This is a genomic window from Sphingomonas sp. (assembly GCF_013816785.1).
Taxonomy (GTDB): domain Bacteria; phylum Pseudomonadota; class Alphaproteobacteria; order Sphingomonadales; family Sphingomonadaceae; genus Sphingomicrobium.
Genome location: NZ_JACDDV010000001.1, coordinates 34641 through 60062, shown reverse-complemented (window position 1 = coordinate 60062; position 25422 = coordinate 34641). Strand labels below are relative to the sequence as shown.

The following is a 25422-nucleotide window of genomic DNA, read 5'->3' as shown; positions in this document are numbered from 1 at the left end:
TGCGGGAGGCGATTGAGGGGTGGGACCACGGCCCATCGTAGCAACCCCACCCCCGGCCCCTCCCGCACGCGGGAGGGGAGTTATCCCCCCTTGCAATTGCTCGTCCCGAGTCCGACGCTCTTAGTCTGAAGAGCGCCTTGCCGCTCGACGCGCGACTCGGCGCCCCCGTCAACCCGGAGGAAGGAGAGTCGCATGCCCAGAGAATCCACGGGAGAATCCAAAGGCACGAGGGTCATCGCGCTGGTCGGACCGGCCGGCGCGGGCAAGACCAGCCTTGCCGAAGCTCTGCTGTTCGCCAGCGGCACGATCGACCGGCAGGGCTCGGTCGCCAGCGGAACCAGCATCGGCGATGCCAGCGCCGAAGCGCGCGCGCGCGGCGGATCGACCGAGACCAATCTTCTACACTTTTCTCATTTGGGCGATAAATTCGCGATCATCGACGCGCCCGGCTCGATTGGCTTTTGTGCCGACGCCGCGCGGGCGATCGCCGTCGCCGATCTCGCCATCGTCGTGGTCGATCCCGACCCCGCGCGGGCCGCGCTAGCCGCGCCGGCGCTGCGCGCGCTCGACGAGCTCGGCATCCCCCATCTGCTGTTCGTCAACCGCATCGACCAGGCGCATGGCCGCATCCGCGATTTGCTGACCGCGTTGCAGCCGATGAGCGTGTCCCCGCTGATCGCCCGCCAGATCCCGATCCGTGATGGGGAGAAAGTTACCGGCTTCGTCGACGTCGCGCTCGAACGGGCGTTCCAATATGTGCCCGGCAAGCCATCCGAGCGGATCGAGCTGCCGTCGGAGCTGGCCGATCGCGAGGCCCAGGCTCGCACGCAATTGCTCGAGCAGCTCGCCGATCACGATGACACGCTACTCGAACAGCTGCTGATGGATGTGGTGCCCGAGCCGGGCACCATCTTCGCCGATCTGAAGCGCGAGACAAGCGACAACCTCGGCGTGTCGGTGCTGTTCGGATCGGCTCACAACGGCTGGGGCGTGCGGCGCCTGCTCAAGGCGCTGCGCCACGAAGCGCCGGGACCGGAATCGAGCGGAGCCCGGCTCGGCGTCGAGACCCCTGCCCTTTACACCTTCAAGGTTTTTCACGGCGGCACCGTCGGACGTCTGGCACTGGCCCGTGCGATCGGCGGTACCATCCGCGAAGGGAGCGACTATAAGAGTTCGTCGGGCGACGACGGCCGGCTTGGGGCGCTATTCTCGGTTCAGGGCGACAAAACCGCCAAGGTCAGCGAAGCGGCCGATGGCGACCTCGTCGCGGTGGCCAAGGTCGATGGAGTCAAGACCGGCGACTGGCTCGGCACCGGCAAGCTGCCGCCGGCGATCGACATCGACTTGCCGTCGCGCAATTGCGCGCTGGCGATCGAGCCGGCCGATCGCAAGGACGATGTGCGGCTGTCGGGAGCGCTCAATCGCATCCTCGAGGAAGATCAGAGCTTGACCCTGGAGCAGGACGAGGCGAGCCATGAGATGCGGTTGAAGGGGGTCAACGACGAACATCTGAAGACCACCTTGGCCAAATTGAAGCGCCGCTATGGGGTCGAAGTGACCCATCGCGCGCCGTCGATCGGCTATCGCGAATCGATCCGCCGCCACGTCACCAAGCGCGGGCGGCACAAGAAGCAATCGGGCGGGCATGGCCAGTTCGGCGATGTCATCATTGAGCTTCGTCCCTTGGCCCCGGGCGAGGGCTTCCGCTTTGAGGAGAATATCTCCGGGGGGACGGTACCCAAGCAATGGATCCCGGCGGTCGAGCATGGGGTACGCGATGCGATGGCCAAAGGCCCGCTCGGCTTCCCGGTGGTCGATGTCGCGGTGACGCTGACCGACGGCAGCTATCACAGCGTCGATTCGAGCGAACTCGCCTTCCGCCTCGCCGGGCGAATCGCGATGCAGGAAGCGCTGGCCGAAGCGGCGTCGCACTTGCTCGAGCCGGTTCAGAAGCTCGTGTTGGTCACACCCGCGCCCTCGACGAGCCGCGTCTCTTCGGCGGTGGCGAGCCGACGCGGACAGATGCTCGGGCTTGGCCCGCGCGACGGCTGGACCGGCTGGGACCGGATCGAGGCGCTGGTTCCGGAGAGCGAACTCGACGGGTTGGAAGCCGAACTTCGATCGCTTAGCCACGGCCTGGCGACCTATGAAGCCGAGTTCGACCATCTTGCCGAACTCAACGGCACGCTGGCCGAAAAGGTGGTTCAAGCGCGGGTCGCGGAGGCCGCCTAAAGGAGGTTGGCGACCGTTAGGATTGGGTGCCAATCGCCGAGCCCGTGAAGCGCCGCGAAGCCTGTCGGGATCGGCTCGCCGTCGTGGATGCCGTGGCTGACATAGACCGCGTCGATGCCGTAGCGCGCCGCGCCTAAAATGTCGGTGTGCAGCGCATCGCCGATCGCCAGCACCGCGTTGCGCGGCGGATTGCCGCCCAGCAACAGCGCATGGTCATAGATCGGCGCATGCGGCTTGCCATACCAGACCACCTTCCCACCGAGCTGTTCGTAAAGATCGGCCAGCGCCCCGGCACATGCTTCGCGCACGCCCGACCGGATGACGACCCGGTCGGGGTTGAGGCAATGGAATGTCACGCCGGCCGAGGCGAGCGCTTCGAGCCGCGCAAAATAGTCGCTCGGCTGGTCGCTCCGCTTGCTCGTCCCGGTGCAAACGATCTCGGTGAAGCCGGAGTCAATGACGATCACCCCGCGTGAAACCAGATCGGCCCGATCGTCGCTGGTGCCAAGAAAACCGACCGGCCGTGGCGGCGAGGTCAGCGCCGCGATACCGGCCTCGCCGCTACTGGTAATCGCGTCGTAAGCCGCTCGCGGAAGCCCGAGCCGGTCGAGGCCGCTCGCCACGGTATCGGCCGAGCGCGGGGCGTTGGTGATCAGCACCACGGATCGCCCTTCCCTTTTGAAGCGCAGCAACCGGTCCACCGCTCCGGGCAATAATGCGCCGCCGTCGTGCACCACGCCCCAGATGTCGCACAGGATGAGGCGGTAGCGCGGGTCGAGATCGTCGAGGCTTGGCATCGCGCGGCGATGGCGCGCCGCGCGCTACGGCGCAACCCCGTCTTGACGCGATAGGCGGCAACCGCTTGGGTGGCACCCTATTTTGCCGGAGGGCGCCTTGGCTACGAAATTGACCCGTTACATATTGTTCGCGCTAGTGCTCGGGATCATCGCTGGATGGGCGACCAATGCCGCGATCGACGATGGATCGCCCGAGAGCGCCGAGCGGTTGAAGCAAATCGCCGAGTATCTGAGCATCGTCACCACGTTGTTCCTCCGCCTGATCAAGATGATCATCGCACCGCTGGTCTTCTCGACGCTCGTCGCCGGCATCGCCCATATGGGCGACATCGCCGCGCTCGGCCGTGTCGGCCTGCGCTCGCTCGGCTGGTTCATCGGCGCGACCTTTGTCTCGCTCAGTCTGGGCCTGGTGCTCGTCAACCTCCTCCAACCCGGTGTCGGCCTCGGCCTGCCGATCCCGCCCGTGACAGCGGCCAGCGGCATTGAAACGGCCGCGTTCAACCTCAAGGATTTCGTCAGCCACCTCGTTCCCGCGTCGATCTTCGAGGCGATGAGCAGCAACGAAATCCTGCCGATCGTCATCTTCTCGATCTTCTTCGGGGTCGCGCTGACCGCCGTTGGCGAGCGGGGCAAGCCGATCGTCCGCGGAGTCGAGTCGCTTGTGCAGGTGATGCTCCAACTGACCAATTACGTCATGCGCTTCGCGCCCTTCGCGGTGTTCACCGCGGTTGCCAGCGCGATTGCCGAGCGTGGACCGGAAATCATCGCGACCTTCGGCAAGTTCGTCGGCAGCTTCTACCTCGGCCTGGCCCTCCTGTGGGCGATCCTGATCGGTGCCGCCTTCGTCATCGTCGGCTCGCGGACGCGGCACCTCGTCCGCTACATCCGCGATCCTGTCGTGCTCGCCTTTTCGACCGCGTCGAGCGAGGCCGCCTACCCGCGGACACTCGAAGCCCTCGACCGGTTTGGAGTGCCGTCGCGGATCGCCAGCTTCGTCCTGCCGCTCGGTTATTCGTTCAACCTCGATGGCTCGATGATGTACATGACCTTCGCGTCGATCTTCATCGCCCAGGCCTACGGTATCGACCTGACGTTGGGGCAGCAAATCACCATGCTGCTAGTGCTGATGATCACCTCCAAGGGCATGGCCGGCGTACCACGCGCATCGCTGGTGGTGATCGCCGCTACCCTGTCGATGTTCAAGATCCCCGAGGCCGGCCTGCTGCTGATCCTAGCCGTCGACCACTTCCTCGACATGGGCCGATCGGCGACCAACGTTGTTGGCAACGCCGTGGCGTCCGTGGTCGTGGCCCGCTGGGAAGGAACGCTCGACTCCGAAGAGCCAGTCGACATCGAGCCGCCGCACGCGCCGTCGCATCGTCCAGCCCCGGCGCCGGAAACCTGATCGTCAGCCGAACGGCTGATCGATCGACGGCGGCGGGACGCTGAACCACTTCGGCGCCGCGTCGGTCATGTGGAAACAATCCTCGAGCCGGATGCCGAATTTGCCTGGAGTATAGATGCCCGGCTCGTTGGAAAAGCACATGCCGGCGGCGAGCGGGGTCGTCTCTCCATGGACCAGATTGACCGGCTCGTGCACTTCCATGCCGATGCCGTGGCCGGTGCGGTGCGACGTGCCGGGCAGTTTGTAGCGCGGCCCGTATCCCCAGCTTTCGTAGGCGCGGCGCACCGAATCGTCGACGCTGCCCGCCGGCGTGCCGAGTTTGGCCGCCGCCAATGCGATCTGCTGCCCGCGATGTACCTGATCCCAAACTTTCCGCTGCGCGGCGCTAGCATCGCCAAACACGAAGCTGCGTGAGATATCCGCCTGATAGCCGTGAACCGAGCAGGTACAATCCAACAGCACCACCTCGCCGCGCCTGACGACTTGCGGTTTATGGCTGCCGTGCGGATAGGCCGACGCTTCGCCGATCAAGACCAGGCCGCCGTCATAAGCCGATCCCATCGCCTCATGCGCGGCTGCGATCATCGCATCGATGTCGGCCGGGATCATGCCCTCGCGCGTGCGCTCGCCCGCATAACGGAGCGCCGTCACCATGATGTCCGCGGCGGTCTGCATCAAGGCCAGCTCGGCGGGCGACTTGATCATCCGTAGCGCGCGCACGACGGGGTTGGCACTAACGATCACCGCCGAGGGCATCGCCTGCTTCAGGCGGTCCATCAGGAAGAATCGGTTGGTCTCCTCGAATGCGACTGGCAGATCAGCAATCTTTCGCTCTCTCAAAAAGTCCGCGACCAGCTTCAGCGGCTCGTCATCCTCCTGCCAGACGCGGATTTCGGCGGGCACGCCGAGCATTTCCTTGATCGACGGCTGTTCGAAAAAAGGCGTGACGACGATCGGATCGCCGTCAACGGGGATGACTACGCCGGTCAGCCGCTCGCTGCGCCGCCACTGGATCCCCGTGAAATAATCGAGGCTAGGCCCGGCTTCGACGAGGATCGCACCGAGGCCGTGACGTTTCATTAGACTGCGCGCGCGGGCGAGGCGGTCGAGCCGCTCGCCGCGGCCGATTGGCGGCGGCAAGGCAACTGGCTTCAGGTCCGACGCACCCTGTGTCGCCGCGCGGGCGAGTCCGGTAAGGGGCGTGGCGGCGAGGGTGGCGCTGGCGGCGAGGAAATGACGGCGGGCAAGTCGCATGGCAGCTCCCTTTTGTCGGCTTTCGTGCCGTCATGTGTTGCATGATGAAACTCATTCCGCCAGCAGGCGCGGATGATCGAACACCACCCCGCATCCGGCAAGCGCCGCCTGAGCGAACGAGAAAGTGTCGCCCTCCTGGCTGGGCTAATGGCGCTCAATGCCTTCGCCATTGACGCGATGATCCCGGCATTGCCGGCAATCGGCGCGGATTTGGGCGTGGTCGCGGAAAATCAACGGCAATTGGTAGTCGTCGCCTATTTCTTCGGGTTCGGGGCAACCCAGCTGATATGGGGCCCGCTCGCCGATCGGTTCGGACGAAAGCCGGTGCTGGCCGCCGGCATCAGCCTTTACGCGGTATTCGCTCTGCTGTGCTCGCTAGCTACAACCTTCCCACTGCTAATCGCCGGGCGAGTTTTGATGGGCGCCTCGGCGGCGGTCACGCGGGTGCTGGTCGTGGCGATGGTGCGCGACTTGTTCGAAGGCGAGGCGATGGCGCGAGTGATGAGCCTAGTGTTCATGACCTTTATGCTGGTGCCGGTGCTGGCGCCGAGCCTCGGCCAGGCGATCCTGCTGATTGCGCCGTGGCGCGCAATCTTCGGCGTCCTTACCGCGTACGGGATTGCGATGCTGATCTGGTCGTGGCGACGACTACCCGAGACGCTACACTCGGAATATCGGCGTTCGCTCAATTGGCGGGAGATTGGGTCGGCAATCGGCGCGACGCTGAACGAGCGCCAATCGCTCGGCTATACGATCGGGTTGACCGCCGTGTTCGGCGGGCTGACCGCCTATATCGCGTCGATCCAGCAGATTGTGTTCGACGTGTTTCACGCACCCGATATGATCGCGCTTGTCTTTGCCGGCGTCGCAGCGCCGATGGCGGTCGCAAGTTACGCCAATTCGCGGGTGGTCGGGCGGTTTGGACTGAGGCGGGTCGGGCATAGCGGGCTGATCGCGTTCGCCGTGCTCACGGCCGGTCACGCATTGATCGCATCCACCGTCGGCGAAGATTTGATTGTCTTTTCCCTGATGCAGGGGCTGGTGATGGCCGCCTTCGCCTTCACATCGGCCAATTTGGGAACGTTGGCGATGGCCCATATGGGTCCCATTGCCGGAACCGCATCGTCGGTTCAGGGCGTGATCGGGACGATTGGCGGCGCCGTTATCGGCCTGGCGATCGGCCAGAGCTTCGACGGGTCTCAAATTCCATTTGTCGCCGGGCTCGCGGGGTGCGGGGTGACGGCGTTGCTGTGCGTGCTGGTGACCGAGCGCGGACGGCTGTTCGGCGCGAAAGATGCGCCGTTGGACCAAGGCTAGAAAAAGGGCGCCCCGTTCGGAGCGCCCTCAATATTTGTCGAAAGATCGAACCGCGGCCTATTCCGCGTCGACCTCGTCGGGGCCGACCATCAGCGCTTCGCCGACTTCCTCGGTCTTGCCGCGAATGGCGTTTTCGATCCGCTGCGCCATCTCAGGGTTTTCCTTGAGATAGGTCTTGGCGTTCTCTCGGCCCTGACCGATGCGGATCGAATCATAGCTGAACCAGGCGCCCGACTTGTCGATCAGCCCGGCCTTGACGCCGAGGTCGAGAATTTCGCCCATCTTGCTGACGCCCTCGCCATACATGATGTCGAATTCGACCTGCTTGAACGGCGGCGCGACCTTGTTCTTGACGACCTTGACCCGCGTCGAGTTGCCGACAATGTCATCGCGGTCCTTGATCTGACCGGTACGGCGGATGTCGAGCCGCACACTGGCATAGAATTTGAGTGCATTGCCGCCGGTGGTGGTTTCGGGATTGCCGTACATCACGCCGATTTTCATGCGCAGCTGGTTGATGAAGATGACGATGCACTTGGACCGGCTGATCGAGCCGGTCAGCTTGCGCAGCGACTGGCTCATCAGCCGCGCCTGAAGGCCGACATGGCTGTCGCCCATCTCGCCCTCGATTTCGGCGCGCGGAACCAGCGCGGCGACCGAGTCGATTACCAGCACGTCGATCGCGTTGGAACGCACCAGCGTGTCGACGATCTCGAGCGCCTGCTCGCCGGTATCGGGCTGAGACACGATCAGATTGTCGATGTCGACGCCCAATTTCTTGGCATAGCCCGGGTCTAGCGCATGTTCGGCGTCGACGAAGGCGGCGGTCCCGCCGACCTTCTGTGCCTCGGCGATAACGTGGAGCGCGAGGGTGGTCTTGCCCGAGCTTTCGGGTCCATAGACCTCGATCACCCGGCCACGAGGGAGGCCCCCGACGCCAAGCGCGATGTCGAGCCCGAGCGAACCGGTAGAGATGGTCTCGATCTCGATCTTTTCGCGACTGCCAAGCTTCATCGCCGAGCCCTTGCCGAACGCGCGGTCGATCTGCGCTAGCGCCGCTTCCAATGCCTTTTCCCGATCAGTACTCACGCTGTCTCCACCTGTGCCGACGACCTTTAGCTGCGCTGCCATGCCCTTCATCCTCTCGTCAATGGGAAGGCGTCCCGCCCCCTTGGATGAGCTAGGCGTATCCTATTTGTTCCTTGGGAACAAGAAGAGAACAGTTGGCGATTGAAGAATGTTATGCCGCTGCGTTGGGCCTGGCCAGCGCAGCCGCGATGATCGGCGTCACCCGGTCGATCGTATAGGGTTTTTCGATCATCGGCACGTCGGCGAATTCGGGCGGCGGCGGGTCGACATGACCGCCGCTGGCGAGGACGAACGGTATTCCCTGACTGCGCAGGGCGGTAGCCACCGGCCAGACGCTCTTCCCCTTCAAATTGACATCGAGGATGGCAAGATCGAATCCGCCCTTCGCGACCTCGTCGAGCGCGGACGCGACGCTGTCGCAGGTACCGCTGACTCCGTGCCCCAGCGAGAGAATGAAATCTTCCAGCATCATCGCGATGAGCGGTTCGTCTTCGACGATCAAGATGTTACGCGACCCCGACATGCGTTCTGCAGATAGCAGCCGTTTCGGCTAAGAAAAGAGTTATTTGTCGGCCAGGGCCGCGCGGACCGCCTCGGCCAGTTCCTTTACCGAGAAGGGCTTGGGCAGGAACGCGACGTTGGCGATGTCGATCGATTTTCGCAATTGCTCCTCGGCGTAGCCCGACATGAACAATATCGGCAGCTCGGGCCGCGACTTGCGCGCTTCGCGAACCATGGTCGGCCCATCCATCAACGGCATCACCACGTCGGAAATGAGCAATGCAATGTCATCACCCCGCTCGACGATCTCCAGCGCCTCCTCGCCGTTGGCGGCGGTCAGCACATGATAGCCGTGGCGCGTCAGCGCGCGCTCGGCGACGGTGCGGACCATCGGCTCGTCCTCGACCAGCAGGATGGTCCCGGTCCCCCACAATTCACTCTCGGCCTCGGCTCGAGCGGGGCGGCGCACCGCCCGTTCCTTTTCGATGGCGTGGACCGGCAGGTAGATGGTGAAGCGGGTCCCCTCCCCGACCTTGGAGTCAGCAAAGATGAAACCGCCCGATTGTTTGACGATGCCATAGACGGTCGACAGGCCCAGCCCGGTGCCCTTGCCGACTTCCTTGGTGGTGAAAAACGGCTCGAACACCTTGCCCAGAATCGAAGGCGGAATACCGCTGCCGCTGTCGGCGATCGATAGCGCCGTATAGTCGGCGACCGGCAGAATGTCGCTGCCGAGGTCGGCGACCTGGTCGGCGCGGATCGAATAGGTCTGAATCGTCAGCGTCCCGCCGCCGTTGCCGAGCATGGCGTCGCGCGCATTGACGGCCAGGTTGACGATCACCTGCTCAAGCTGGCCCGGGTCGGCGCGGATCGCGCCGAGGTCACGGCCGTGCTTGACCGAGAGATTGACGGTCTCACCGAGCAGGCGCTTCAACAAATGCGACACTTCGCTCACAACATCGGGCAATTGGAGCAGTTGGGGCCGCAGCGTCTGCTGGCGGGAGAAGGCGAGTAGCTGGCGGGTCAAGCCCGCAGCGCGGTTCGAGTTCGACTTAACCTGTTGGATATCGTCATAATCGCTGTCGCCGGGGGTGTGCCGCATCAGCATCAGGTCGCAATGGCCGAGGATCGCCGTCAGGATATTGTTGAAGTCATGAGCCACGCCGCCGGCAAGTTGGCCAACCGCCTGCATCTTGGTCGCCTGCGCGACCTGGCGCTTGAGCTTGGCCTCCTCGCTATTGTCCTTGAGCAGCAGCAGTACCGCGGCGTCACCCAGCCCGCGCAGCCCGGCAACGGTCAGCGCGACCGGCTCCGCCGGCTGGTGGCGGAGGCGGACCGGAATGTCGCCCGACATCGACGGGCCACGCGCATTGCGCCGGATAGCATCGGCGACCGGCCCCTTGTCCTCCTTGACGACCAGGTCGCCGGGATAGGCCGGCATTTCCGCTCCGCCGAGGCCGCCGGCGACGTGGAATGCCTTGTTCATGGTCAGGAAACGACCGTCGCGATCAACCAAGGCCAGCCCGATCGGCAGCATTTCCAACAGCACCTGGACGTTGGTCGAACTGGCCAGTCCGGCGCCTTCGTGGAAGTCGAACATCAGGAGCGTGCCTGCACCGTCTTCGCGGCCGGCATCGAGCGGGACATGAACCCCGCGAAGATCACGCGCTCCCTCGCCCTCGGCAATCAGGCGAAGGTGGCCGTCGGCGGTCGTGTCGACCAGGTCGGTGAACAGCGGCGACCGGTCATGGCCGTGGTCGCCGGCGAGCGCGCGGTCGGCAAATAGCTTGTTGGCGGCCAGCAGCCGCCCATCCGAATCGATCAACGCGGCAAGCACCCCGGCCGACGCGAACCGTTCGCCGGTGGCACCAGCAATCCGCTTGGCGGCGACCAGCAACGGGTCGGGCGCGTCGGCATTGCCCAACCGCCACAGCAGGAGGTCGTTGCCGGCCCCAACGCGTTCGACCCGTATCGACATCGGGCTATTGTCGATCACAAGCCCCTGCGCCTCCGCTTCCCCGTCGCGCCAGGCGGTGCTGCGCAACTCGGCGACGGCGGCCCGGGCGCCTGGTTCGGCGAATATCTCGAGCGGAGTGACGCTGGCGCCGAAGCGCGTCCTATATGCTGGGTTGATCGACTTCAGCGATCCGTCAGGGTCGGTCAGCGCGACCGGATCGCTGGCAAGGGCAAGTGACGATCCGATCAGCTGCAAATCGGGCAGAACGATCGGCGCCATCTCGACCGGCGTCCCGCCGCGGCGGTCGATGACGAACACCGCGACCAGCATTGCTACAAAACTGGCGAAAAACAGCCCGGCATAGATCGGCTGAGCCAGCAGGTAGAACAGCAGCGCCCCGCTGGCGGCCGCCGCGGCGACCAACGCCGGCAACAGCCAGCGCATGTCGCCGTCGAGCGACTGCGTTTCAGCGAGATCGAGCTGTTTGTAGAGCAAAGCTCACCACATTCGGACCGGCAGCGCGGAACCCGCCAAAAGTCCAGCCATCCAACTATTCATCAACATTTTCCAATCCCAAAGCCTCAGCGCCACTCAAGTCGCGCGCGCATATCGCTGCCGCCATTTGCGGCCGACCCACCAGCGCCATCCAACGAGCGACACAATATAGCCCACTAGCGCCACGCCAAGCCCGATCAGAAACAATCCCGAGATCAGCGCCGGCGCAGCGTCGGACAGCAGCCAGCGAAGCCACGCGCCGATGCTGGCGTGATGAGTGCGCAGATACTCGAACGCCGCCAGATCCGCGTGAAAACCGAGCCGGTTGCCGACTTCGATCGCCGCGACCAGAAAGAACGGTGTTGTCAGCGGGTTCGACAGGAAGGTCATTGCCGCCGCAATCGGGATATTGGCCCGCATCGGGATCGACATCAGCGCCGCGCCGACGATCTGCAGCCCCGGCACCATCAGGAAAATGCCGACAAACAGCCCGGCGAACACCCCGCGCGGCACCGACCGGCGGGTGAAACGCCACAGGTCGGAGCGCTTGACCCGCTCGCCGAACGGACGCAGCCAGCGGCTCTCCATCACTTCCTCGCGCGACGGCGCGTGGCGCTCCATGAAGCGCGACCAGAAACCGGCGTTTTCAACCATTATTGTGCCTCAACAAGCGGCCCTGTTCCCGTTTCCACTCGCGTTCTTTGATCGTCTCGCGCTTGTCATGGACCTTCTTGCCGCGCGCCAGCGCCAGCTCGATCTTGGCCCGGCCGCGGGTGTTGAAATAAATCGACAGCGGAATGAGGGTCAGCCCCTGCCGGGTGATCGCGCCGTGCAGCTTGGCGATTTCCCGCCCGCGCATCAGCAGGCGGCGTCGGCGGCGAGGTTCATGGTTCATGCGGTTGCCGTGGCTATATTCGGGGATCGACGAGTTGATCAGAAATACTTCGTCGCCGTCGACCAGCGCATAGCTTTCGGCGATCGACCCCTCGCCGCCGCGCAGCGCCTTGACCTCGGTGCCCATCAGCTCGATCCCTGCCTCGAACCGTTCCTCGACGAAATAATCATAGCGCGCGCGCCGGTTCTCGGCGACGATCTTGGCTTTGTCGAAAGGGGACACGGGGGGCTTGGACACTCGGGTGCCTTAGACGGTGCGCAGTGCCCTGCAAAGCATAGAGCGCTTAGGCCAGCCCGGCATGCACCAATGCCGCGTCGACCGCCGCCCTCGACGAGGTAGACGGTTCGGTCATCGGCAGGCGAAGCTCGGTCGGGAAGCCGGGGCGAACCTTCGACAGCGCATGTTTGGCCGGACCGGGCGAGGCATCGCTGAACAATGCGGCGTGGAGCGGGTAGAGTTTGTCCTGAAGCGCCAGCGCGTCGTCCCAGCGGCCTTGCCGCATGGCCGCCTGAAACTCGGCGCACAGCTTGGGCGCGACGTTGGCGGTGACCGAGATGCACCCCACCCCGCCCATCGCGTTGAAGCCCAGCGCCATATCGTCGTTGCCGCTCAGCTGAATGAACTCCTCGCCGCAGGCGAGCCGCTGGGCGGTGACGCGGGCGAGGTTGCCGGTCGCGTCCTTGACGCCGATCACGCCCGGCAGGCGCGACAGCCGCCCCATCGTTTCGACCGAGATGTCGGTGATTGTCCGCGACGGCACATTATAGAGGATGATCGGAATATCGAGATCGGCGACCGCCGCGAGGTGAGCATAAGTGCCCCCCTGGTTGGGCCGGTTGTAATAGGGGGGCACATGGAGCGCCGCGTCGGCCCCCGCATCTTTCGCGCTTCTCGTCAGCTCGATCGCATGGGCGGTATTATTCGATCCGCAGCCCGCGATGACCGGCACGCGGCCGCGCGTGACCTCGACCGTAAGGGCGATCACTCGGCGATGCTCGTCGGTCGACAGGGTGGCCGCCTCGCCCGTCGTGCCGCACGGAACCAGCGCCGAAGAGCCCTCGTCGATCTGCCAGTCGACCAGGACTCGGAACGCCGCTTCATCCACTCGTCCTGCCGCAAAAGGAGTCACAAGCGCCGGTATCGACCCGAAAAACATAGATTTTTCCTTCACCCGGACTCATGGAAAGGGTTAACGCCCGCACGATGCGGCGAGTTGTTCAGCGATTGATAAGGACCGAGGCGGCATGAAGTCCAGCATGAGGCGGATCGGGATTTTCATTCCATTGTTCTTGGCCACGTCGGCGAGCGCGGCGGTGCAGCAGTGGACGCCTGCGGCCCCGCCGTCCTACGCTGCGCAGCCATCGGTCCAGCCCGCCTATTCCGACGTCGGCTACGCGCTCAACGACTGGCGCCGCCTTAGGCAGAGTGAGGGCTATGCGTTCGCCGATTATGCCCGTTTCGTCACTGCCTATCCTGGCTGGCCGGGCGAGAGCGGCCTGAGAAAAAGTGCCGAGAAAGCCATGCGGCCAGGTGAAAATCCGCAAACGGTGATCGCATTCTATCGAACCTCCAAACCGGCTACGGGCAACGGCTGGGCGCGGCTGGCCGAATCCTATGCGGCGTCAAGCCGGCAAACCGAGGCGCTGGCGGCGGCGCGCAGTGCCTGGGCCTCTGGCGATCTGTCGGCCTATGACGAGGCGGCGCTGTTTTCGCGCTTTGGCAGCCAGTTCACGCCGCAAGATCATGACAAGAGGGTCGACGCGCTGCTGTTCGCCAAGAAGGCGACCGACGCGCAGCGGATGATGCCATGGTCCAGCGGGGCACGCCGTCCTTCCCTGTCCGCGCGGATCGCCATGCAGACCCGCTCGCCCGAGGGCAACGCCCTCTACAATACGGTCGCGTCGCAGGTTGCCACCGATGCCGGTTTGTTGATGGATCGGGCTCGTTACCTCAACGATTATGGCAGCGACAGTGCGGCTCGGCAGCTGTTCGCCCGCCCCCATTCGTTCGTCGAACAGCCGGCCAGCCCCGAACGATTCGTCGAGATGCTGCTCGTGTTGACGCGAAGCGCGATGGCCGACCGCCAATATCAGGCCGCCTATGATATCGCCCGCCAGGTCGACGATGCATTCGCGCCGGGGACGGACATTTCCGCCCAAAGCTATTCGCTGCGCGATAATTATACGTCGCTGACCTGGACCGCCGGACTGATCGCCTATGAGCGGCTCGGCCGCTACGGCGACGCGATGGTCCTGTTCGACAAATATGCCCGCGGCGGCAAATCGCTGCAGGTGGCGACTAAAGGCTGGTACTGGGCCGGGCGCGCGGCGCTCCAGGCCCGCAACCTCGGCGCAGCCAACAGTCATTTCGAGCAGGCAGCGCGCACGCCGGAACTGTTCTACGGCCAACTCGCGCTGGAACGGCTCGGCCGCACCGTCCCGACGCCGCCCGGAATGCCGTCGTCGCAGGTGACCGACGTGCAACGGCAGGCGTTTCAGCGAAAATCGATGGTCCGCGCGATCCGCACGCTTGGGTCGCAAGGCCGGCGCGACGAGCAGACGTTGTTTGTGCGGGCGCTGGCCGAGGCGCTCGATAATGACGGCGACCGGCTCCTCGCGACCGAGCTTGCGCCCAATGTCTACCGGCAGGATTTGGCGGTGTGGACCGCCCGCGCCGCGCGCAACAACGGGTCGGCCTTTTACTACAAGTCAGCCTTCCCGACCCATGTCGGCTATGCCGGATCGGGGCGGCTGTGGTCGCTGGTCAACGGCATCACCCGGCAGGAGTCGAGCTTCGACCGCGCCGCCATCTCGGGCGCGGGGGCGCGCGGTCTGATGCAGCTGATGCCCGGAACGGCGCGCGAGCAGGCGGACAAGATGGGCATCGGCTACGACTATGCCCGGCTGACGACCGAACCGAGCTACAACGTCATGCTTGGCAGCGCGTATTTCCAGCGGCTGCTCAATAACTGGGACGGCAGCTATCCGCTGGCGGTCGCCAGCTACAACGCCGGTTCGGGCAATGTCCGCAAGTGGATCAACGCCTATGGCGATCCGCGTACATCGAGCATCGACATGATTACCTGGATCGAGCGCATCCCGTTCACCGAGACGCGCGGCTACGTCCAGCGGGTGCTCGAGAATAGCGTCGTCTATGACCGACTCAACCCGTCGCTGCCCGGCCCGCAGCCGGTGCATATTTCGGCCTATCTCGGCAAGACGTCGCGCCCCGGCTGATGGCCGACGCGGACGGCCGGCGCTCGCCACGGTTCATCACGCCCGAGGGATTCGCGCGCGTCCGCGCCGAATATGAGCAATTATTCTCCATCGAGCGGCCCGGCCTGGTCGACACCATTTCATGGGCGGCGGGCAATGGCGACCGCTCGGAAAACGGCGACTATATCTACGGCCGCAAGCGATTGCGCGAGATCGACCGGCGACTGTCCTATCTCTCCACGGTGATGAAACAGGCCAAAATAGTCGACTCGGCCGCCCAGGTCGAGCGCGACTCGGTCCGCTTTGGCGCGACGGTCGAGCTGGCCGACGAGGAGGACGCGCGGCGCATTCTGACATTGGTCGGCGAAGACGAGGCCGACGCCACTGCCGGGCGAATCAGCTGGGTCGCGCCGATCGCCCGGGCACTGGTCGGGGCGCGGGTCGGCGACGAGCGGGCCGTGCGGCTGCCCGCGGGCGAGAAAAGCTCCGAGGTGATCGCGATCAGCTACCCCTGATAGGTTAGCCGCGCCTCAAATTGGGAAATTGGAGGACGGTTTCGCCCTCGACTGGCGGCTGGGCCGGCATGGCTTTCTCAAACGCCCCGGCGATCGCGGTCAGCGCGGCGACGGTGCCCGAAACCTCGTCATTGCCGTCGATCACCTGCCACGGCGCCCAGCGGGTGTCGGTCAGATTGAACATGCCATGCAAAACCTCGATCGTCCGCTCGCGCTGGCCGAGGCCGGCGAAATCCTCTTCGGACAAGAGATGGCGGCGCCATTCATCCTGTTGCCTCTCGCGCAAGGTAGCCAGCTGCCGGTCAGCGGCGACATGGAAGAATAGTTTCACGACCAGCGTGCCATGGTCGCGCTGCTGGGCTTCGAATTCGTTGATCTCGTCGCAGGCGCGCGCCCAGCGCTTATCGTCCATGCGGCCAGCGACCCGTTCCTCCACGATCCGGCGGTACCAGCTGCGATAAAAGACGCTGGTCTCGCCCGCCGACGGCAGGCTGCTCCAAAATGGAGCGAGCCAGTGGCGCTCGTCGTCCGCTCCCTCGGCACCATCGACGCTGATGACTTGGACATGGGACGGGTCCCACGCGCCGACCAGGCGGCGCAGAGCGGCCTTCTTGCCCGCCCCGATCCAGCCTTCGAGCAGGACGATGGCGCGGCGGCGATGGACGATCTGCGCGACCTGAAAGCGCGCCAAGCGGTCTTGCAACGCCCCCAGCGCCGCATCCGCATCTCCGTCGAACGAGCCTCCCCGTTCAAATTTCGTTAAATCGATCGGCACCCGCGAGGCGTATCCGAATCGGGTGAACCCCGCAATTGGCTTGCCGCGACGGCTCGTCCTGTTGTGGCACGGGTGCCGCGAGCCGTTGATCAGGCCTTGGGCGCCCCGTCGGCGATGATGCGGATCGACAGTTCCTGCAATTGCTGGGGCAAGACCCCGGCGGGAGCGTTCATCATCAAATCCTCTGCCTTCTGGTTCATCGGGAAGACGATGACTTCGCGGATGTTGGGCTCGTCGGCCAGCAGCATGACGATGCGGTCGATGCCCGGCGCCGAGCCACCGTGCGGCGGCGCGCCGAATTTGAATGCGCCGATCATGCCAGGGAAGTTGGAATCGACTTCCTCGCGCGTATAGCCGGCGATCTCGAACGCCTTGTACATGATGTCGGGACGATGGTTACGGATCGCGCCCGAGCTCAGCTCAACGCCGTTGCAGACGATGTCGTACTGCCACGCCAATATGTCGAGCGGGGCTTTGGTTTCGAGCGCTTCCATGCCCCCCTGCGGCATCGAGAAGGGGTTGTGGCTGAAGTCGATCTTCTTCTGGGCGTCATCATATTCGAACATCGGGAAATCGACGATCCAGCAGAAACGGAACGCATTTTTCTCGATCAGGTCGAGGCTCTCGGCGACGCGGGTGCGGGCCGCGCCGGCGAGCTTGGCAGCGTCGCATTCCGGCCCGGCTGCAAAGAAAATGCCGCCGTCGGGGCCGAGACCCATCGCGTCGGCGAGCTTGTTCATGCCTTCGATACCGTGGTTCTTGGCTATCGGACCGCCCCATTCGCCACCCTTGCGGGTGGCATAGCCGAGGCCGGCAAAGCCCTCGCTCCTCGCCCAGTCGTTCATCTCGTCAAAGAATTTGCGGCTCTTGTCCGCGGTGTTCGGTGCCGGGACTGCGCGGACCACCATGCCCTTGTCGACCAGCCCTGCGAACAAGCCGAATCCCGATCCCTTGAAATGATCGCCGACGTCATGGACCAGCAGGGGATTGCGCAGGTCGGGCTTGTCGGTGCCGTATTTGAGTAGCGATTGCTTGTAGGGAATGCGCACGAACTCACCCGCGGGCGTGACCGATTTGCCGTTAGCGAATTCCTCGAACAGACCGGCGAGCACCGGCTCGATCGCCGCGAACACATCGTCCTGGGTAACGAAGCTCATCTCGAAATCGAGTTGGTAGAATTCGCCTGGGCTGCGGTCGGCCCGGGCGTCCTCGTCGCGGAAGCAGGGTGCAATTTGGAAATAGCGGTCGAAGCCGGCGACCATCAGCAATTGTTTGAACATCTGCGGCGCCTGCGGGAGCGCGTAGAATTTGCCCGGGTGAACCCGGCTGGGGACGAGATAGTCGCGCGCGCCCTCGGGGCTCGAGGCGGTCAGGATCGGAGTCTGGAACTCGGTGAAGCCCTGGTCGATCATGCGCCCCCGGATCGAGGCTATGACCTTCGAACGGAGCATGATGTTGGCGTGCAAACGTTCGCGGCGGAGGTCGAGGTAACGGTACTTGAGGCGGATGTCCTCGGGATAATCGGCCTCACCGGCGACCGGCATGGGCAGTTCGGCCGCCGAGGATTGGACCTCGACCGACGCGGCGACGACCTCGATGTCGCCGGTGGCGAGCTTGGCATTGACTGCCCCGCCCTCGCGACCGACGACCTCGCCGGTGATCGTCACCACGGATTCCGCGCGCAGCGAATCGAGAATCCGCAGCGCCTCGCTGCCGGTGCGCGCAACGATCTGGGTCAGGCCGTAATGATCGCGCAGATCGACGAACAGCACCCCGCCATGGTCGCGCTTGCGGTGAATCCAGCCCGACAGGCGGACAGTCGATCCGACATCGGCGGCGGACAAGTCGGCGCAAGTGTGCGTGCGGTAGGCGTGCATGGATAATAAGCTCGCTGAGGAAAAGGCAGTTCGCAGGTGCGAAATTACGTGCCGCCGCTTCGCCTTTCGGGAAGCTCTTTGTCAAGGAGCGCGGACCTCGCTATGGCGCGCGTCACATGAAGATTCATCCGCTGATCACCAAGTCCGACGATCTCGCCGCCCTGATGTCCCGCATGTCCGCCCACGACTTCGTCGCGGTCGATACCGAGTTCATGCGCGAGAATACCTATTGGCCGATTCTGTGCCTGCTGCAGATCGCGACCCCCGATGAAGCCGCGGCGATCGATCCGATGGCCGAAGGCCTCGACCTTGCCCCGTTGTTCGATCTGCTGGTGCGCAATCATGACGTGCTCAAGGTGTTTCACGCCGGCGGACAAGACCTCGAGATCATCCACAATCTGACAGGCAAAATTCCCAACCCGCTGTTCGACACCCAAATCGCGGCGATGGCCTTGGGCTACGGCGAGCAGATCGGCTATTCGAACTTGGTCGAGAGCATTCTCGGGCATAACCTCGACAAGGGTGCGCGCTTTACCGACTGGTCGCGGCGCCCGCTCGACAAGCGCCAGATCGACTATGCCATCGCCGACGTCACCCATCTGGCGACGATATTCCCCATGCTGGTCAACAAGCTGATGAAAACCGGGCGCGGTGCGTGGCTCGACGAAGAGATGGAGCGGCTCGCCGATCCCTCGAGCTTCGCGTTCGAGCCGGCAGATGCGTGGAAGCGCCTGAAACTGCCGAGCCGCAACCCGCAGGTGCTCGGTCGGCTGAAAGCGCTCGCCGGTTGGCGCGAGAGTGAGGCGCGGTCGAAGAATCTTCCGCGCGGTCGCATCGTCAAGGATGACACGCTCAACGACCTCGCCGGCCACCCACCCAAAACCCAGGAGGATCTGGGCAAGGTTCGCGGGCTGTCGTCGGGATGGCGCAACAACGACATCGGCGCGCGGATGATGGCGGCGCTTGCCAAGGCGGCGCCGCTCGGCGCCGACGAGCTGCCGGACCGCGAACCGCGTGGCCCCGGGCTGACCAAGGACGCCGCGCTGGTCAGCGACCTGTTGAAGCTGCTGCTCAAGATCCGTTCCAAGGAAGCCGGCGTGGCGGCCAAGCTGATCGCCCGCTCGAACGAACTCGAACTATTGGCGGCCGGCGTTCGCGACCAGCTCCACATCCTGTCGGGCTGGCGGTTCGACGAGTTTGGCCGCGATGCGCTCGACCTTGTCGAAGGTCGGATCGGCTTCGCCACGGAGAATGGCAAGCTGAAGCTGAGCCGCATCGAGAACTGATTGAGGAACCTGTCAGCGCTCTTGGCGCCTGATGACATAGAAGGAATCACCGATGCGTATGTTTCTTGCCCTTGCCGTCTTGCCGTTGACCGCCTGCGCCACCGCCGAACCACCGATGACGGGGGCAGTGTCGGGCAACATCTGCAAGGGCGATTCGCTTCAATCATTCGTCGGGCAACCCGCGGGACAGGAACTGGGCGCACGGATGCTCGCCGCCTCGGGCGCGCGGATGATCCGCTGGGTCGCCAAGGACATGTTGATCACTCTGGAGTTCAGCGAGCAGCGGCTGACCGTTTATCTCGACGGCTCCAACCGCGTCGAGCGCGCCGCCTGCGGCTAACCGAACCGCACTTCGCCGCCCCGGCCCAGAGCCTTGGCGAGTTGCTGGAGCCGGCGTTCGACCGCATCGGCATAGATGTCGCGATGCCTGGCGGGAATGGTCAGCACGACCTTCCTGGGCTCGAGCGCGATGCTGGTCTTGCGCAACAGGCTCTCAGTCCCGCCGCTAAGCCGTTGCGCCAGCCGAAGCGCCTTGCCCCAGGTGCTGACCCGCTCCTCCTCGCCGGGCCTGAGCAGGGCGCTGAGCTTGGAACCGAAGCCGCCGTCGCCACCGAATGCCGTGCACAAGGCGCGGCCCAGCACCGCTCGCCCATGCGTGTCGATGCCGACCCAATTGCCGTGGATCGCCATGTCGACCGCACGTTCGGCGCGATAATCGGGATGAGCGTTCCAGGCGATGTCGCCCAGCAGGCACGAGGCGAGCCGCAGCCGCTGCATGTCGGCGCCCTCGTCGGGGAACAGCGGGTCCATCCACTGATCGAGCGCCGCGCCGTGATCGCCGAAGCGGCCCAGCCGTTCGCCGACTTCCAGCGCCGCGGCGAGGAGGGGATCTTGGGAACGGGTCGCTTCGCCGAGGTCGCGGTACAGCAACCCTTCGCGAAGGCCGAAGGCGGAGACGATCGTGCGGCGGGGGCCGAGCTCCTCGACCATAGCCTCGAGAATCGTCACCGCCGCCGGCAGTGTCGGCAGGCGCGACGTCGAGATGCCGGTCAACGACTTCAGCTCATCCTGACCGAGCGACTCCAGGATCGCCCGGAGGTCGGGCAACCGATCGTCGGCGATGCGGTGGTGGTGGACGATCGGCAGCGGATGGCCGAGCGTCTTCATATCGAGCAGCGCCAGCGCTCGGAACGAACCGCCGACTAGGTACAGGCCGTGGCTGCGCGCCGCATCCTTGAGACGGCTGCCCTTAAGACCGTCACGAATCGCCTTGGCGATTGCGGCAGGGTCCGGGTGAAGGCCCACCCGCAGGACCCCAAGGGGGAGCGAAATCCCCTCGCCCGCCGCGCCGCGCGCGACCCCGATCAGCTCCAGGCTGCCGCCCCCCAGGTCGGCGACAATGCCGTTGGCGCGCGGGATGGCCGAGACAACACCGAGGCCCGATAGCTCAGCCTCCTCCTCACCCGAAAGGAGGCGCGGCCTCAGCCCGAGCGCGGCAACCTTTTTCAAAAACTCCCGCCCGTTTGCAGCGTCGCGAACCGCGGCGGTGGCGACGGTGTGAAGCGTCTTGAGGCCGATCTCGCGTCCCAGCTGACGAAAGCGGGCAAGCGCCTGAAGCGTCTTGGCGACCGCTTCCTCGTCGAGACGGCCGTCGCGCGCGACTCCGCGGCCCAGCGCCGCCATCACCTTTTCGTTGAACAGCACCGAGGGCACCCGGGCCGCGCCGCCATAAGCGACGAAGCGCACCGAGTTCGACCCAATGTCGATGATCCCGACCGGACCGAAGCGGGACGCCGCCATTTTAGCCGCGCTGCGTCAAATGAAGCTTGGGCACCGCCTTGCCCGCCAGCGACTGGCCACGACCGGAAAGCGACGGGTTGGTCATGAAATAATGGTGCAGGTTGAATTGCCGTTTGCCGGGCCGGACGCGGACGTAGCTGCCGTCGGGCCGCAACATCCAGCTTTGCTCATTGTCGATCAGGTTGGCGATCATGACTTGATCGAGCACCTGGGCATGAACCGTCGGATTTTCGAGCGGCAACATATATTCGACCCGCCGGTCGAAGTTGCGCGGCATCCAGTCGGCGGACGATATATAAACCCGCGCCTTGCGATGAGGCAGCCGGCCGCCGTTGGCGAAAACGAAAATCCGGCTATGTTCGAGGAATCGTCCGACGATCGACTTGACCCGGATGTTCGCTGACAGGCCGGCAACGCCGGGCCTGAGGCAACAGACGCCCCTCACCACCAGGTCGATCGAGACACCCGCCTCGCTCGCTTCATAGAGTTTGTCGATGACGACGAGGTCGACTAGGCTGTTCATCTTGGCCCAAATGGCGGATGGCAGGCCGGCCTTGGCATTGGCGATCTCTCCGTCGATCAGCGCGAGAATTTTGTCGCGCAAGTCTCGCGGGCTGACGGTCAGCAATTCGAGCCCCTTGGGCTGAACATAGCCGGTAATCAGGTTGAACAGCTTAGCGGCATCGCGCGCAGCGCGGCGCGAGGCCGTAAAGTAGCTGAGATCGGTGTAGATGCGCGCCGTCGTCGGATGATAATTGCCGGTGCCGAAGTGGCAGTAGGTGCGCATCACCCCGCCTTCACGGCGAAAGACCATCGACACTTTTGCATGGGTCTTCCATTCGACGAAACCGTAGATGACTTGTACCCCGGCGCGCTCGAGCCGGCTCGCCCAGAGAAGATTCTGCTCCTCGTCGAAGCGGGCCTTCAGCTCGACCACCGCGGTAACCGACTTACCCGCCTCGGCCGCGGCGACCAGCGCGTCGATGATCGCCGACTGCTTCCCCGCGCGGTAAAGTGTCTGCTTGATCGCGACGACATCGGGATCCTCGGCTGCCTGACGCAGGAAGGCGACCACCACCTCGAAACTTTCATAGGGATGGTGAATGACCAGATCCTTGTCCCGGATGGCGGCGAAGCAGTCGCCGTCATGCTCCAGAACCCGTTCTGGAAATCGTGGCGAGTAAGGCGGAAATTTTAAGTCGGGCCGGTCAACCTCGACCAGCTCTGCAAGGTGGGCGATGCCGATGAAACCGGCGCTTTCGGCGACCAGCGCGCGGTCGGCGCCAAGCCCGGTGCGGACCATGTCTTCGAGATTGGCCGGCGTGTCGGCGGCGAATTCGAGGCGGATGACCCGCCCTCGGCGGCGGCGCTTGATCGCGCTGCGGAAGTAGCGAACGAGGTCCTCAGCCTCTTCCTCGACCTCGATATCGCTGTCGCGGAGCACCCGAAACGCGCCGGCGCCGGCCTGAACGAAGCCCGGAAAAATCCACTCGAAATGAGCGCGGATGACGGTCTCGATAGCAACGAACCGCAACGCCGGGCCGGGCAGGCGAATGAAGCGCGGCAAGGTGTTGGGGATCATCAGCAGTTCGATGACCGGCTCCGCTTTCCTGCCGCGGCGAAGGTCGAACACCAGGCTGAATCCGCCGTTGGGTATGAATGGAAACGGATGCGCCGGGTCAATCGCCTGCGGAGTCAGCACGGGGAGAATCTGCTCGCGGAACTGGGCTTCTATCCAGACCCGCTCCGCAGCGTCGAGCTCTTCGGCGGTGACGACCTGCAGCCTTTGCTCGTTGAGCAGTTCGCGCAGTATGATCCATTCGGCCTGCTGTGCGACTACCAGCGCGTCGGCCTCCTCGGTAATCGCCTCGAGCTGTTGGGTCGCAGTCAGGCCGTCGACCGAGAGATTTTCGATCCCGCGCAACTGCTGGCCCTTGAGGCCGGCAACCCGAACCATGAAGAACTCGTCGAGGTTGGAACCCGATATCGACAGGAAGCGCAGTCGCTCCAGCAGCGGATGCGCGACGTTGGTCGCTTCCTCGATCACCCGGCGATTGAACGCGAGCCAGCTGAGCTCGCGGTTGAACAGCCGCCGACCGTCGTCGGCCGCGGCGGTGCGTTGCCGCCCGCTCATGCCGCGCCCCGTGCATCGATTATTCCGGCCTCGGCCAGCGCCCGGCGAACGGTCGGCATGGTCAGTCGCGCGCGCTCGGCTATGGCGAAGCGGTCGATCGCCTCGACCACGCGCTCGGCGGTCCAATAGCTGCGCTCGGCCCGCTGTGAAACCAATGTCAGCGCGTCTTCCGGGATATGCAGTCCGCGCTCGGCGAACAGCAATCGGACGATCGCGCGAAACAGCTCGTCATCGGGCTGCTCAATTCGCGCGATCGGCGTGATCGCAAGCCGAGTGCGCAGGTCCGGCAGGGCGACCTCCCACGCCGGCGGCACTTCGTCGACGACCATCACCAACGGCCGCCCGCTGTCCTGCGCCGCGTTCCAGGCGTGAAACAATTCTTCTTCGCCATGGTGTTCGGCGCGGTCGATCAGATGGCCGTCAACTCTCGTGGCAAAAGCGCGGGCGAGCAGCGACCGGCCCGAACGACGCGGACCAGTCAGCAGGCTGGCCTTGACCGGCCACAGAGTCCAGTTTCGGAAGTGGTCAAAGGCGGCACGGTTGGCGTCACCAAGAATGAAACGGCTGTCGTCCTCCGCCTGGGGCCAGTCGAGCGGTAGCGCGATCTGGTCCGCCGCGGATTTCACGGCGATGGTGATTGCTGCTGGGGCGCTGCAGGACCGGCTGGCGCGCTATTGAGTCGCACCGTGCCGCCGTCGACACTCGCCGCCAATCCCCGAGCGACAAGCTGGTCGCGGAACGATTGAGGCGTGCCCAGGTAAGCTACCGTCACCCGGTTCGCCCCGCCGACGGCGAAGCTGGTTTCGCCCGATATGCGGACCCCCCGGATCGATCGGATCACCGCCAGGCCGTAGTCGAACCATGCGCCGTTGGGCGCGGTGATCAGGACCGAGATCGGGCCTTGGCGAACTTCGACCGGTTTTTCCTCCTCGACCACCGGCGGTGGCGGCTGGATGATCAGGTCGGGATCGCTGCGAACGATGCCCGCAGCCAGCGCCTGGACGAACAAGTCATCCATCCGCTGCACACCCTCGGCCATCATTCGCGGCAGGTCGTTGCTGTCTTTCGCGGTCAGATCGAAGCTGCCAAGCGGGGTTCCGTCGGGGCCGAATCGGGCGACGAACGTCGCCTTGGCCGGACCGCCAGGATAAAGCCTGTCGAGCCGCACTTCGGCGACCAGGATGTTGGCCGCGCCGTAAAGGTCGAGGACATTGCGCCACCAGCCGCGCGCCGGACGCCGCGATTGCGCGGCGTTGATCAGCAGCGGATCGACGCCCAAGCCGCTGACCCGGACATAGTCGACCGGGCTTTGCGCGGTGCGGAACTGAGCCCAGGCGCGCTGCCACGGGTTCTTGAGCTCGACCGTCGTCGCCGTCCCGCCAGACACCAGCACTGGGATCAGCAGCATTGGCGCCGATCGGCTGATCTGGCCCGGAATGCCAAGCAGCTCACCGGCCCGGGTCCGGTCGAACAACACGCCAAGCTCGGCGATGTAGCGATTGGGGCCAATCTGCTCGCGACCGACGACGATCGAGCTGACCAGGCCGTCGAGGGTCGAGTCCGACAGGTTGGGTGCCTCGGAAATCGGCCGCTTGTTGGTTTTGGCCCACAGCGCCTTGAACCCTTCGCGCTGGGCGATGCGCCAGCCGGCGTAGCGCGCGCTGTCGGCGTCCTTACCACCAACATCGACCTTGATCCCGGTGATTTCCAATGTGCCGCTGCTATCGATCGGCAGAATACCGCGATCGGCGCTTTCCATTTGCGCGAGCAGTGCCCCGCCTGCCCCGAAGAGCATCAGCAAGGCAGCGGCGATCAGGGCGGAGGGCCGGCGAAACAGCATCAGCGCGCTTTTGGCGACAATGGCGTGGAATTCCAAGC

At 64.7% G+C, this 25422-nt stretch carries 21 protein-coding genes; 7 read left to right on the top strand and 14 right to left on the bottom strand.

Annotation, left to right across the window (positions count from 1 at the left end; all coding sequences use genetic code 11):
• Nucleotides 1-192: 192 nt before the first annotated feature.
• On the top strand, nucleotides 193-2232 hold the full coding sequence (locus H0W65_RS00285; protein WP_294002617.1) for an elongation factor G: 2040 nt from the start codon (nucleotides 193-195) through the stop codon (nucleotides 2230-2232).
• On the opposite strand, the gene H0W65_RS00280 is transcribed toward H0W65_RS00285, so the two are convergent.
• Complete coding sequence (locus H0W65_RS00280) at nucleotides 2229-3029, bottom strand: TIGR01459 family HAD-type hydrolase (RefSeq protein WP_294002616.1); 801 nt, start codon at nucleotides 3027-3029, stop codon at nucleotides 2229-2231. The two genes, H0W65_RS00285 and H0W65_RS00280, sit on opposite strands and share 4 nt — an antisense overlap.
• Before the next feature lie 97 nt (nucleotides 3030-3126).
• Between H0W65_RS00280 and H0W65_RS00275 the strand changes: the two genes are divergently transcribed.
• Entirely contained in the window at nucleotides 3127-4434 is a 1308-nt protein-coding gene (locus tag H0W65_RS00275) for a dicarboxylate/amino acid:cation symporter (protein ID WP_294002613.1), read from the top strand.
• 3 nt (nucleotides 4435-4437) lie between these two features.
• Here the strand turns inward: H0W65_RS00275 and H0W65_RS00270 are convergent, their stop codons facing one another.
• Nucleotides 4438-5688, bottom strand: coding sequence for a Xaa-Pro peptidase family protein (locus H0W65_RS00270; RefSeq protein ID WP_294002611.1), 1251 nt, complete (start codon nucleotides 5686-5688; stop codon nucleotides 4438-4440).
• A 72-nt stretch (nucleotides 5689-5760) separates the two neighbouring features.
• On the opposite strand from H0W65_RS00270, the gene H0W65_RS00265 reads away from it, so the two are divergent.
• Nucleotides 5761-7005, top strand: a complete 1245-nt coding sequence (locus H0W65_RS00265) for a multidrug effflux MFS transporter (RefSeq protein WP_294002609.1) — start codon at nucleotides 5761-5763, stop codon at nucleotides 7003-7005.
• 57 nt (nucleotides 7006-7062) lie between these two features.
• Here H0W65_RS00265 and recA read toward each other — a convergent pair whose 3' ends face one another.
• The 6 genes from recA to dapA form a co-directional block, all read right to left on the bottom strand.
• Complete coding sequence (recA, locus tag H0W65_RS00260) at nucleotides 7063-8136, bottom strand: recombinase RecA (RefSeq protein WP_294002607.1); 1074 nt, start codon at nucleotides 8134-8136, stop codon at nucleotides 7063-7065.
• Between the two features lie 109 nt (nucleotides 8137-8245).
• Entirely contained in the window at nucleotides 8246-8617 is a 372-nt protein-coding gene (locus tag H0W65_RS00255; RefSeq protein ID WP_294002604.1) for a response regulator, read from the bottom strand.
• A gap of 39 nt (nucleotides 8618-8656) precedes the next feature.
• Nucleotides 8657-10996, bottom strand: a complete 2340-nt coding sequence (locus tag H0W65_RS00250; protein WP_294002601.1) for a response regulator — start codon at nucleotides 10994-10996, stop codon at nucleotides 8657-8659.
• Between the two features lie 147 nt (nucleotides 10997-11143).
• Nucleotides 11144-11701 carry a DUF2062 domain-containing protein gene (locus H0W65_RS00245; protein ID WP_294002598.1) on the bottom strand — a complete coding sequence of 186 codons (558 nt, stop codon included), beginning with the start codon at nucleotides 11699-11701 and terminating at the stop codon, nucleotides 11144-11146.
• On the bottom strand, nucleotides 11694-12179 hold the full coding sequence (smpB, locus tag H0W65_RS00240) for an SsrA-binding protein SmpB (RefSeq protein WP_294002595.1): 486 nt from the start codon (nucleotides 12177-12179) through the stop codon (nucleotides 11694-11696). Before smpB ends, H0W65_RS00245 begins: the two co-directional genes overlap by 8 nt.
• 46 nt (nucleotides 12180-12225) lie before the next feature.
• Nucleotides 12226-13098, bottom strand: coding sequence for a 4-hydroxy-tetrahydrodipicolinate synthase (dapA, locus tag H0W65_RS00235; protein ID WP_294002777.1), 873 nt, complete (start codon nucleotides 13096-13098; stop codon nucleotides 12226-12228).
• Between the two features lie 88 nt (nucleotides 13099-13186).
• Here dapA and H0W65_RS00230 point away from each other — a divergent pair, with 88 nt between their 5' ends.
• Nucleotides 13187-15178, top strand: coding sequence for a lytic transglycosylase domain-containing protein (locus tag H0W65_RS00230; RefSeq protein WP_294002592.1), 1992 nt, complete (start codon nucleotides 13187-13189; stop codon nucleotides 15176-15178).
• A complete protein-coding gene (gene greB / locus H0W65_RS00225; protein ID WP_294002589.1) occupies nucleotides 15178-15672 on the top strand; it encodes a transcription elongation factor GreB in 495 nt (164 codons plus the stop codon). The genes H0W65_RS00230 and greB overlap by 1 nt, the downstream gene beginning before the upstream one ends.
• A 4-nt stretch (nucleotides 15673-15676) precedes the next feature.
• Here greB and H0W65_RS00220 read toward each other — a convergent pair whose 3' ends face one another.
• Together H0W65_RS00220 and aspS are read right to left on the bottom strand one after the other, a co-directional pair.
• Nucleotides 15677-16447 carry a polyphosphate kinase gene (locus H0W65_RS00220; protein WP_294002586.1) on the bottom strand — a complete coding sequence of 257 codons (771 nt, stop codon included), beginning with the start codon at nucleotides 16445-16447 and terminating at the stop codon, nucleotides 15677-15679.
• Nucleotides 16448-16536: 89 nt separating this feature from the next.
• Nucleotides 16537-18324, bottom strand: coding sequence for an aspartate--tRNA ligase (aspS, locus tag H0W65_RS00215; protein WP_294002583.1), 1788 nt, complete (start codon nucleotides 18322-18324; stop codon nucleotides 16537-16539).
• A 116-nt stretch (nucleotides 18325-18440) separates the two neighbouring features.
• Here aspS and rnd point away from each other — a divergent pair, with 116 nt between their 5' ends.
• Together rnd and H0W65_RS00205 are read left to right on the top strand one after the other, a co-directional pair.
• Entirely contained in the window at nucleotides 18441-19610 is a 1170-nt protein-coding gene (gene rnd, locus H0W65_RS00210) for a ribonuclease D (protein WP_294002580.1), read from the top strand.
• A 52-nt stretch (nucleotides 19611-19662) separates the two neighbouring features.
• Nucleotides 19663-19950 carry an I78 family peptidase inhibitor gene (locus H0W65_RS00205; RefSeq protein WP_294002577.1) on the top strand — a complete coding sequence of 96 codons (288 nt, stop codon included), beginning with the start codon at nucleotides 19663-19665 and terminating at the stop codon, nucleotides 19948-19950.
• Here H0W65_RS00205 and H0W65_RS00200 read toward each other — a convergent pair.
• Genes H0W65_RS00200 through H0W65_RS00185 form a run of 4 tightly spaced genes read right to left on the bottom strand, consistent with a single transcriptional unit; the run spans nucleotide 19947 to nucleotide 25420 of the window.
• The gene (locus H0W65_RS00200) at nucleotides 19947-21410 is read right to left on the bottom strand and encodes a Ppx/GppA family phosphatase (protein WP_294002574.1); all 1464 of its coding nucleotides are present in this window, start codon (nucleotides 21408-21410) and stop codon (nucleotides 19947-19949) included. The two genes, H0W65_RS00205 and H0W65_RS00200, sit on opposite strands and share 4 nt — an antisense overlap.
• A 1-nt stretch (nucleotide 21411) precedes the next feature.
• Nucleotides 21412-23544 carry an RNA degradosome polyphosphate kinase gene (locus H0W65_RS00195; protein WP_294002571.1) on the bottom strand — a complete coding sequence of 711 codons (2133 nt, stop codon included), beginning with the start codon at nucleotides 23542-23544 and terminating at the stop codon, nucleotides 21412-21414.
• Complete coding sequence (locus H0W65_RS00190) at nucleotides 23541-24170, bottom strand: DnaA/Hda family protein (protein WP_294002568.1); 630 nt, start codon at nucleotides 24168-24170, stop codon at nucleotides 23541-23543. Before H0W65_RS00190 ends, H0W65_RS00195 begins: the two co-directional genes overlap by 4 nt.
• Nucleotides 24167-25420, bottom strand: coding sequence for a heavy-metal-associated domain-containing protein (locus H0W65_RS00185; RefSeq protein WP_294002566.1), 1254 nt, complete (start codon nucleotides 25418-25420; stop codon nucleotides 24167-24169). Before H0W65_RS00185 ends, H0W65_RS00190 begins: the two co-directional genes overlap by 4 nt.
• Between the last annotated feature and the right edge of the window lie 2 nt (nucleotides 25421-25422).

What these genes read in the sequence shown, in the direction of transcription:
- H0W65_RS00285 (WP_294002617.1), top strand. Translation starts at nt 193, where the DNA reads ATGCCCAGAGAATCCACGGGAGAATCCAAAGGCACGAGGGTCATCGCG.
- H0W65_RS00280 (WP_294002616.1), bottom strand. Translation starts at nt 3,029, where the DNA reads ATGCCAAGCCTCGACGATCTCGACCCGCGCTACCGCCTCATCCTGTGC.
- H0W65_RS00270 (WP_294002611.1), bottom strand. Translation starts at nt 5,688, where the DNA reads ATGCGACTTGCCCGCCGTCATTTCCTCGCCGCCAGCGCCACCCTCGCC.
- H0W65_RS00265 (WP_294002609.1), top strand. Translation starts at nt 5,761, where the DNA reads ATGATCGAACACCACCCCGCATCCGGCAAGCGCCGCCTGAGCGAACGA.
- recA (WP_294002607.1), bottom strand. Translation starts at nt 8,136, where the DNA reads ATGGCAGCGCAGCTAAAGGTCGTCGGCACAGGTGGAGACAGCGTGAGT.
- H0W65_RS00255 (WP_294002604.1), bottom strand. Translation starts at nt 8,617, where the DNA reads ATGTCGGGGTCGCGTAACATCTTGATCGTCGAAGACGAACCGCTCATC.
- H0W65_RS00250 (WP_294002601.1), bottom strand. Translation starts at nt 10,996, where the DNA reads ATGCGCTGGCTGTTGCCGGCGTTGGTCGCCGCGGCGGCCGCCAGCGGG.
- H0W65_RS00245 (WP_294002598.1), bottom strand. Translation starts at nt 11,701, where the DNA reads ATGGTTGAAAACGCCGGTTTCTGGTCGCGCTTCATGGAGCGCCACGCG.
- dapA (WP_294002777.1), bottom strand. Translation starts at nt 13,098, where the DNA reads ATGTTTTTCGGGTCGATACCGGCGCTTGTGACTCCTTTTGCGGCAGGA.
- H0W65_RS00230 (WP_294002592.1), top strand. Translation starts at nt 13,187, where the DNA reads ATGAAGTCCAGCATGAGGCGGATCGGGATTTTCATTCCATTGTTCTTG.
- greB (WP_294002589.1), top strand. Translation starts at nt 15,178, where the DNA reads ATGGCCGACGCGGACGGCCGGCGCTCGCCACGGTTCATCACGCCCGAG.
- aspS (WP_294002583.1), bottom strand. Translation starts at nt 18,324, where the DNA reads ATGCACGCCTACCGCACGCACACTTGCGCCGACTTGTCCGCCGCCGAT.
- rnd (WP_294002580.1), top strand. Translation starts at nt 18,441, where the DNA reads ATGAAGATTCATCCGCTGATCACCAAGTCCGACGATCTCGCCGCCCTG.
- H0W65_RS00205 (WP_294002577.1), top strand. Translation starts at nt 19,663, where the DNA reads ATGCGTATGTTTCTTGCCCTTGCCGTCTTGCCGTTGACCGCCTGCGCC.
- H0W65_RS00200 (WP_294002574.1), bottom strand. Translation starts at nt 21,410, where the DNA reads ATGGCGGCGTCCCGCTTCGGTCCGGTCGGGATCATCGACATTGGGTCG.
- H0W65_RS00195 (WP_294002571.1), bottom strand. Translation starts at nt 23,544, where the DNA reads ATGAGCGGGCGGCAACGCACCGCCGCGGCCGACGACGGTCGGCGGCTG.